The sequence below is a fragment of the Saccharopolyspora sp. NPDC000359 genome, from assembly GCF_040300525.1.
Classification (GTDB): Bacteria; Actinomycetota; Actinomycetes; order Mycobacteriales; family Pseudonocardiaceae; genus Saccharopolyspora.
This window is the reverse complement of record NZ_JBEPDU010000096.1, coordinates 1-9086: the sequence shown is the minus strand read 5'-3', so window position 1 is coordinate 9086 and position 9086 is coordinate 1. Positions and strand designations below refer to the sequence as shown.

Sequence of the window (9086 nt, the reverse complement as noted above, 5' to 3'; positions counted from 1 at the left end):
CGCCGCGCGAGCCAGCCCGTCCGGCTCGGGGTGCGCAACGCGGCGCGCGACCCGCGGCGCAGTTCGGCCACCGCCACCACGCTGATGGTCAGCCTGGGTCTGGTGTGCGCGTTCGCAACGCTGAGCGCCAGCCTGACCAGCCTGGCGACCTCGTCGATCAAGGTGAACATCCCGGCCACCACCGCGATCCTGCAGCCCGCCGCGGGCGGCGCGGCCACACTGGCGCCAGGGGTGCTCGACGAGGTGCGGTCGCTGCCCGGGATCACCGACGTGATGGCCTCCCGGGACTCCTTCGCCGAGATCCGCCACGCGGGCGGCGCCAGCAAGCGGATCGTCTCGGCGATCGACCCGGAGGGCGTCGGCACCGTGCTGACGCCGAAGATCACCGCGGGCACCGCCGAGCTGTCCAGCGGCGCGATCGTGGCGCAGAACGAGGCGAACCTGCTCAAGATCGGCCCCGGGGACGACATCGAGGTGGTGCTCGACGACGGCACCGCGGTGCCCACCCGGGTGGCCGGGGTCTACGAGGCGACCGAGGCGCAGGCCAGCATCTTCTTGGACGAGGCGCTGGTCTCCCCCCGCCTGCGCGACCACATCAACTCGATCTACGCGGGCGGCCCGGACCCGGCCGCCGCCGAGGCCGCTCTGCGCACCGCGTTCGAGAACCGGCCCGACATCGCCATCACGGACCGGGACGGGCTCGTCGAGCAGCGCGTCGAGACCTTCCGCTACGCCCTGCTGGTCATGTACGCGATGTTCGCGGTGGCCGTCGTCATCGCGGTGTTCGGCGTGGTCAACACGCTGGGGCTGTCGGTGATCGAGCGGACCCGGGAGATCGGCATGCTCCGCGCGGTCGGCGCCAGCCGCCAGCTGGTCCGCCGGATGCTGCGGGTCGAGGGCGTCGTGATCTCCCTCTACGGCGGCGTTCTCGGCCTGGTGGTGGGCATCGGCGTGGGCACCGTCATGCAGCACACCATGCTCGGCCAAGAGCTGTGGCGGGTCAGCATCCCGATCCCGGCGGTGCTGCTGGCGCTCGTCGGCACCGTCGTGGTCGGCGTGGTCGCGGCCATCTGGCCCGCCAAGCGGGCGGCCGGGACGCCCATCCTGGACGCGATCGACGCGCAGTGAACCACCCGCGGGCGGAGCCGCGCACCGGAACCACCGGCGGCGGCTCCGCCCGTCTCTTCCACAGTAGACATATTTGCAAATGGCTAAAGCTCGCAGGAACCCGCTGATCTGCGCGAGGATCCGCTTGATTATGCCCGCGGACTGATCCAGACTGCGGAACCAGCCAGTCCGCGGAATCCGATCGCGACGGCCGGACCCGCGCGGTATTTCCGATCCGCTTGCCGCAGGAAGGACAGCGCCGCATGCCAGCTGCGAGCACGCCGAGTCTGCTGGACCTCCACCACCCGGATTGGACCCGCGACCCCTACCCGCTCTACCACCGGATGCGGCAGCACGCACCGGTGCTCTGGGACGAGCTGATGCGCAGCTGGATCGTGCTGGGCCACCAGGAGATCGCCCGGCTCAGCAAGGACGAACGGCTCTCCGGTGCGCGCATCCGCGACTTCCACGCCCAGCTGCCACCGGCCGCCCGCGGCGACCTGGAACCGCTCGCGCGGGCGCTGTCGGACATGATGCTGTTCAACGAACCACCCCGGCACACCAGGCTGCGGCGGCTGATCCGCCCCGGCCTGACCCCGCGGTTCATCCGCGAGATGCGCCCGCTGATCGAATCCACAGTGGACTCCCTGCTGAGCGGGGTCGCCGACCGGGGCGAGATGGACGTCATCCGCGACTTCTCCGAACCCCTGTCCCGCGACGTGATCGCCCGGCTGGCCGGGGTGCCCGACCACGCCGCCGGGCTGCTGGAGAACTGGCAAGGTCTGCTGCACGAGTTCTTCTCCCAGTCCAGCGCGCAGGTCCCGCGGGTCAACGCGCTGCGCGCCGCCTTCGACGAGGTCGCAGAACAGCGCGAGCGCGGCCAGGCCGAGGACGTGTTCAGCCGGATCATCGCCGAGCAGCTCGCGGCCGAGGAGTTCACCGAGGACGAGGTCTTCGCGAACTTCCTGCTGCTCATCGACGCCGGGCAGGCGACGACCACGCACCTGATCGGCAACGCAGTCTTGGCGCTGCTGCGCAACCCGGACCAGCTGGCCCTGCTGCGCGAGGCCCCGGAGCTGACCCGCGACGCCACTCACGAGCTGATGCGCTACGACAGCTCGGTCCAGTTCACCTCCCGGGTCGCGCTGGCCGACCTGGAGATCGCCGGTCAGCACATCCGGCAGGGGCAGACGGTGATCCTGGTGCTGGGCGCGGGCAACCGCGATCCCCGCCGCTACCCCGATCCCGACCGGCTCGACGTCCGGCGCAAGGCCACCGACCACCTGTCCTTCGGCCACGGCATCCACTACTGCCTGGGGGCATCGCTGGCCCTGGCCGAGATCGAGATCGCCGTGCGGGAACTGCTCCGGCGCACCGAGGACCTGCACCTGGCCGAACCCGAACCGTCCTGGATGGACAGCATCAACTTCCGCTTCGCCAAGGCGCTCCCGGTCCGGTTCCGCCCGGCGGGCCGCGGCCCGGCCACCGAGGCGGCGCAGTCGGCCACCGGAGGGCAGCGGTGAGCTACCTCGGGCATCCCAGGCTGAACTTCGCGGGCACCTTCCAGTCCGATGTGGCCACGGTGAACAACGCGGCACCCTACTTCGACAACAACGCGTTCGAGCCCCGCTACCGCTGGCGGATGAACCTGCCCGACATCAACGGGTTGTGGAACCCGGTCGGCACCAACGCCTTCCGGCTCACCGACGTGGCCATCACCAGCGGCTGCTACCCGGACGGACGGACCGAGACCTACCGCGGGGTCGACCCGGTGCTGGAGGGCCGCCTCGCCGACGACGACCTGCGTGCGCACGGCCGGTTCGTCGACCTGGACCCGCAGAACCAGCTCGTCTCGGAGCTGTGCGGGGTGCGGGTGCGCCTGCTGGACGCCACCGGCGCGCAGCTGCTCAAGGCGACGTTCCGAACCGCGGCGATGGACGACATGTGGATGCGCGCCGACCTGCCCTCCGGGCGCAAGGACCCGGCCGCCTGCTACCAGTCCGTGCTCACCGACCTGGAGTGGGCCGACCCGCTGCCCTCACCGCTGCTGCGGGCCCTGCGGGAGACCACCCGGGACGGGCGGCTGTCCATCAAGTTCAACGTCGACGGCGTCGAGGACGGCGTGGAGCAGTGGCCGGACAACATCACCTTCGGGCGCATCGTGGGCTCCATCGGCCCGCACCTCACCGGCGAACCCGAGCACGCCGCGGGCGGTCGGCGCCGCCTGCTGCGCGTCGGGGAGGGACCGCTGAACCACGCCCCCTGCCGGGTCGAGGAGTCCGGGATGGTCTTCGTCGACCTGGGCAACAGCATCCCGGCGACGCGGCGCGGCGGCCCGCTGGCCGACGTCGGTCCGCTGCGCCTGGCGGTGCTGCGAACCGACGGCACCCCGGAACCGCTGGCCCCGCTGGACGGCATCGACCCGCAGTTCTACGAGCGCTCCGCCGGGATCGCCACCGCCCGCCTCGGGCCGCAACAGCGGGCCGCTGCGGCGCAGCGACCGCTGGCGGTGATCGACGCGGCCGACCCGCCCGCGGTGCTGCTCGCCGAGGCCCCCGACGGTCTGGCGGTGCACGCCGAGCGCTTCGTGTTCCGGCTCTACCCAGAACCGCCCGAGGACTCCGCGTCCGCGGTGCTCGTGGCCACCCGGTTCGGGCGGCCCGCCGCGCAGCTCCCGCTCTTCGTCGGCAACGACGAGCAGACCCCCGCGTTGAGCTTCCCGCGCGAGGTCACCACCGGTGCCGACGGGCGGGCCGAGGTGGTGCTGCACGCCACCGACCCCGGGCACCCCCGCCCGTTCATCGACGGGGTGGTGGCGCGGGTGCCCTTCGGGATCGCCGCGCGGCCGGACGCCCCGGCCGGGAACCTGTCGGTGCGGGTCTTCGACCGCCACCCGGTGCCCGAGCGGCCGACCTGGTTCCGCGACGTGCAGCCGATCTTCCAGCAGTACGCCAACCTCTTCCCCGTCATGCACGACGTCTTCGACCTGGGCAACTACAACCACGTGGTGCGGCACCGCACCTACATCCGGCGAACCATGCTGGCCCCGCTGGACTCGCCCAACCACATGCCCGTGACCAGGGACCTCTCAACAGGGAAACGAGACATGATCGTGAAATGGCTGGAGTCCGGACCGCAGCCGCCGGTGCTGGAGATCAACACGCCCGAGGAGCTCCGCACCGTGCTCCAGCACGCGGTCTGGTTGGAGCAGGCGACCATCCCGCCGTACCTGACCGCGCTGCTGTCCATCAGACCGGGCTTCAACGTCCGGATCGCCGAGCTGATCCGCGGCGTGGTGCTGGAGGAGATGCAGCACATGGCGCAGGTCTGCAACATCCTCAACGCGATCGGCGGGAAACCGCAGATCGGGCGCCCGGGGCTGGTGCCGACCTATCCCGGTCGGCTGCCCGGCCCGGTGCTGCCGGACCTGGTGGTGCGGCTGCGCAAGCTGTCCCTGGAGCACGTGCGGGACGTGTTCATGGCCATCGAGCAACCCGAGCACCCGGTGGTCGACGGTCGCGAGTTCCGCGGCCGCGTGCTGGATCCCAGCACCGTCCGGCTGGACCGCGCCGGCAACGTCCTGTCCGCCGACGACGCCGCGATCCGCCGGCTGGAGGAGTGGTTCACCAAGGCCGAGTACACGCCGCAGACCATCGGCTGGTTCTACAACCAGATCGCGCGGGCCATCTGCCGCCTCGACGACGGCGGGCGGCTGTTCAGCGGTGACCCGGCGCTGCAGGTGAGCTGGCCGGACGCGCCGGGGACGCTGTTCCGGGTCACCGACAAGCGCTCGGCGCTGCTGGCCCTGCACCAGATCATCGAGGAGGGCGAGGGCAGCCCGCACGACCTGGACGACGACGGGATCGCCGACCCCGACGAGCTCGGCCACTACTACCGGTTCCAGGAGATCGTCAACGGGCGGCAGCTGATCCGCAACGACCGCGGCGAGTGGGTCTTCGAGGGCCCGGAGATCCGCTTCCAGGCGGAGGGCGTGTTCCCGATGGTGGACGACCCGGACACCTACCGGCTGCCGGCCAATTCCGCCGCGCGCCGGGACTCCCAGCTGTGCGACGAGTCCTACACGAACATGATGACCGGGCTCAGCCGGGTGTTCAACGGGCACCCGGACGAGCTGGACGACGCGGTCGGCCTGATGTACCAGCTCCAGGTGCAGGCCCGGAAGCTGCTCACCACCCCGTCGGGCCCCGGGGAGCAGACCGTGCTGGGCCCGGCGTTCCAGTCCCCCGGCGTGGAGTTCTGACGTGCCGCCCCGGGAGTTCTGGGCGGCGGTCGTGGAACGGCGCGGCACCCCGCTGCCCCGCTGGGCGGACCGGGGACCGGCCACCGGCGACACCGCCGTGCACGAGGTCCAGCTCGCACCTGGTGCCGCGCGCGGTGCGGCGCGGGCGCTGGGTGTGCCGGTCGAAGTCGCACTGCTCACCGCGCACGTCAAGGTCATCGCCGCCGTCACCGGCGAACCGCAGGTGCTGACCGGCTACCGACCGGCGCAGGTCGTGCTGCCGTGCTCCGTCGCGCTGTCCGACGAGGACTCCTGGCGCGCGCTGGCGTCCGCGGTGCACGACGCGGAAGCCGACCTGCGGGCGAACGAGCCCTGCCCGTCGGACTTGCTCGACAGCGGGTCGCCGATCGACGCAGTCCTGGACCTCTCCGACGGCCCCGACGCCCTGCCGCACCCGCTGCGGGTGCGGGCCGACGCCGCTGGCGACCGGCTGCGCTTGTCCTTCCGGACCGGGGAGTTCAGCGCCGACCAGGTCGAACGGCTCGGCGAGTACTACCGCGCCGCGCTCGACCTGATGACCCGGCAGCCCGGCGAACGCCACACCAGCGCCTCCCTGCTCCCGCTCGCCGAACTGGAGCTGCAGCTCGACGGGCTGGCCGGACCGGACCGGGACCTGCCCGACCGGCGCCTGCACGAGCTCTTCGAAGAACGCGTCCGCGCCCACCCCGACCGGATCGCGGCCGTGCACCGCGGCACCGAGTGGAGCTACCGGCAGCTCGACGAGCGCGCCAACGGCATCGCGCGGGAACTGCTCGACCGGGGGCTGCGCCCGGAGGACGTGGTGGCCGTGGTGTCCGACCGCACGCTGGACTGGATGGCGGCCGTGCTCGGGATCTTCAAGGCGGGCGGCTGCTACCTGCCGGTGGACCCGGAGTTCCCGGCCGCCCGGGTCGACCGGATGCTGCGGCGCAGCGAGTGCCGCATCGCGCTGACCGGCGAGGCCGCGCACGCCGACTTGGGCGACGAGGTCGTCGCCGTGCCGCTGGCCGGGATCGGCGACTCCGCCGAGCACCCCGGGCAGCGGGTGGCCGCCGACCAGCTCGCCTACATCTACTTCACCTCCGGCTCCACCGGGGAGCCGAAGGGTGCCATGTGCGAGCACCTGGGCATGCTCAACCACGTCCTGGCCAAGATCGAGGACCTCGGCCTGCGGGAGGGCGCGGTCATCGCCCAGACCGCGCCGCAGTGCTTCGACATCTCGCTGTGGCAACTGGTGGCTGCGCTGCTGATCGGTGGCCGCACCGTGCTCGTCGAGCAGGCGACCATCGTCGACGGCGCCCGCTTCGCCGACCACCTCGTCGACCACGGCGTGGAAGTGGTGCAGCTGGTCCCGTCCTACTTGGACGTGGTGCTCGACGAGCTCCGCCAGCGCGCCGACCGCCTGGCCCTGCGGTGCGCGTCGGTGACCGGCGAAGCGGTGAAGAAGGAGCTCACCGAGCGCTGGTTCGGGGCGCTGCCCCAGGTGCGGCTGGTCAACGCCTACGGCCTCACCGAGACCTCCGACGACACCAACCACGAGGTGATGACCGAGCCCCCGGCCCACGACCGGGTGCCGCTGGGCCCACCTGTGCGCAACACCCGCGTCTACGTCGTGGACGAGCAGCTGCGGCCGGTGCCGCTGGGCGCCCCCGGCGAGATCGTGTTCTCCGGGATCTGCGTCGGGCGCGGCTACATCAACGACGAGGAGCGCACCCGCGCGGTGTTCCTGCCCGACCCGCACCGGCCGGGCAACCGCCTGTACCGCTCCGGTGACCTGGGGCGCTGGCTGCCCGGAGGCAAGCTGGAGTTCCTCGGCCGCCGGGACGCCCAGGTCAAGATCCGCGGCTTCCGCATCGAGATCGGCGAGATCGAGAACGAGCTGCTGCGCATCCCCCGGGTCGGCGACAGCGCCGTGGTCGTGAGCACCGACCCGGGCGGCGGCAAGCACCTCGTGGCGTTCCACACCGGACCGGCCAGGCCCGCAGAGCAGCTCGCGGCCCCCCTGGCGCAGGCGCTGCCCGACTACATGGTCCCCGAGCGCTTCCACCACCTCGACGCGCTCCCGGTCAACGACAACGGCAAGATCGACCGGAAGGCGCTGACCGAGCTGGCCGACCGCGCCTCGGCCGACGCGCCGCACGCCCCGCCCGAGACCCCCACCGAGCAGCGGCTGGCGCTGCTGTGGTCCGAGGTGCTGGGGGTACCGGCCGACCAGATCGGCCGCGAGGACGACTTCTTCGCCCGCGGCGGCACCTCGCTGTCCGCGATCCAGCTCCTGACCCGGCTGGAGCAGCGCATCGCGCTGCGCGACTTCGCCGACGCACCCGTGCTGGCATCGCTGGCTGCCCTGCTGGACGAGCGGCCGACCGGAAAGGCATCCCCGTGAAGATCTTCGAGGAGGCCGGGCGGACCCCGGTCGTGCAGGCCCCGGACGCACCGGCCGGACCGGGGTGGGTCGCCGAGCACCGCGCCGCGCTGCACGAGCTGGTGGACGATCTCGGCGCGTTCGTGATCCGCGGCACCGGAGTGTCCACTGTCGACCACGCGGTGTCGGTGAGCCGGGCGCTGGCCGCCCCGCTGCTGCCCGAGAAGGAGGGGTTCGCCCGGCGGCGCACCTGCGCCGACGGCGTCTACTCCTCCTCGGAGTGGCCCGCCAACCAACCGATGTGCATGCACCAGGAGCTCAGCTACGCGCTCCGCTGCCCGGGCCTGCTCGTCGTGACCTGCCTGCGCGCCCCGGAGTCCGGGGGTGGGACGGGGGTGGCCGACGCCGGTGCCGTGCTCGAGGCCCTGCCCGCCGATCTCGTCGACCGGTTCGAGCGGGAGGGCTGGCAGCTGGTCCGCAACTACGGCGGCGCGATCGGCATGCCGTGGCAGGATGCCTTCGGCACCGAGGACCGCTCGGAGGTCGAGCGCTACTGCCGGGACAACGCCATCGACTTCGAGTGGGACGGCGACTCCGGGCTGCGCACCACCCAGCGCCGCCGCGCGGTCATCGCGCATCCGCGCAGCGCCCGCCGCCTGTGGTTCAACCAGATCGCCTTCCTCAGCGAGTGGACCATGCAACCCGAGGTCCGCGAATACCTGGTCGCCGAGCTCGGCCCCGACGGCCTGCCGTTCACCAGCCGCTACGGGTCCGGCGAACCGATCGAGCCCGACGTGGTGGACCTGATCAACGAGGTTTACGAGAAGCACACCCGCTGCACGCCGTGGCAGGACGGCGACGTCCTGGTCGTCGACAACCTGGCCTGCGCGCACAGCCGCGAGCCCTACCGCGGCGACCGCGAAGTGCTGGTCGCGATGGGCTCGCCCCAGCAGCTTCCCGCCCACTCCCCGACCACCGCGTCCGCTTGAGGCGCTCGACCGCACACGGAGCTCCGGCCATGTCAGCACACGTCCAGGTCCCGCCCTTCGTCGTGATCCCGGGTGGCCAGGTGCAGCAGGTGCTGCACGAACGGCAGCAGGAGGTCGTGGACATCGTCGCGGACACCTACCGGCAGCACGGCGCCGGTGGCACCGTCAACCCGCCGTCGTACTTCCTGCGCTTCCCCGACCGGCCCAACTCCCGGATCATCGCGCTGCCCGCCGCGCTCGGCGGCGACGCCGCGGTGGACGGGATCAAGTGGATCTCCAGCTTCCCGGACAACGTCGCGGCGGGCATCCCGCGCGCCTCGGCGGTGCTGGTGCTCAACGACCACGA

At 72.1% G+C, this 9086-nt stretch carries 5 protein-coding genes and 1 pseudogene; all 6 read left to right on the top strand.

Annotation, left to right across the window (positions count from 1 at the left end):
* The coding region (locus ABT324_RS32885) for an ABC transporter permease (protein WP_351185660.1) at positions 1-1128 on the top strand (1128 nt) is incomplete at its 5' end.
* A gap of 242 nt (positions 1129-1370) precedes the next feature.
* On the top strand, positions 1371-2630 hold the full coding sequence (locus tag ABT324_RS32880) for a cytochrome P450 (protein WP_150068747.1): 1260 nt from the start codon (positions 1371-1373) through the stop codon (positions 2628-2630).
* Complete coding sequence (locus ABT324_RS32875; protein WP_351185657.1) at positions 2627-5368, top strand: ferritin-like domain-containing protein; 2742 nt, start codon at positions 2627-2629, stop codon at positions 5366-5368. The genes ABT324_RS32880 and ABT324_RS32875 overlap by 4 nt, the downstream gene beginning before the upstream one ends.
* Before the next feature lies 1 nt (position 5369).
* On the top strand, positions 5370-7772 hold the full coding sequence (locus tag ABT324_RS32870) for a non-ribosomal peptide synthetase (protein WP_351185654.1): 2403 nt from the start codon (positions 5370-5372) through the stop codon (positions 7770-7772).
* Entirely contained in the window at positions 7769-8740 is a 972-nt protein-coding gene (locus ABT324_RS32865; protein WP_351185651.1) for a TauD/TfdA family dioxygenase, read from the top strand. The genes ABT324_RS32870 and ABT324_RS32865 overlap by 4 nt, the downstream gene beginning before the upstream one ends.
* A 29-nt stretch (positions 8741-8769) precedes the next feature.
* Positions 8770-9086 (top strand): annotated as a pseudogene (locus tag ABT324_RS32860) (2,3-diaminopropionate biosynthesis protein SbnB); the annotation flags it as partial.

What these genes read in the sequence shown, in the direction of transcription:
- ABT324_RS32880 (WP_150068747.1), top strand. Translation starts at nt 1,371, where the DNA reads ATGCCAGCTGCGAGCACGCCGAGTCTGCTGGACCTCCACCACCCGGAT.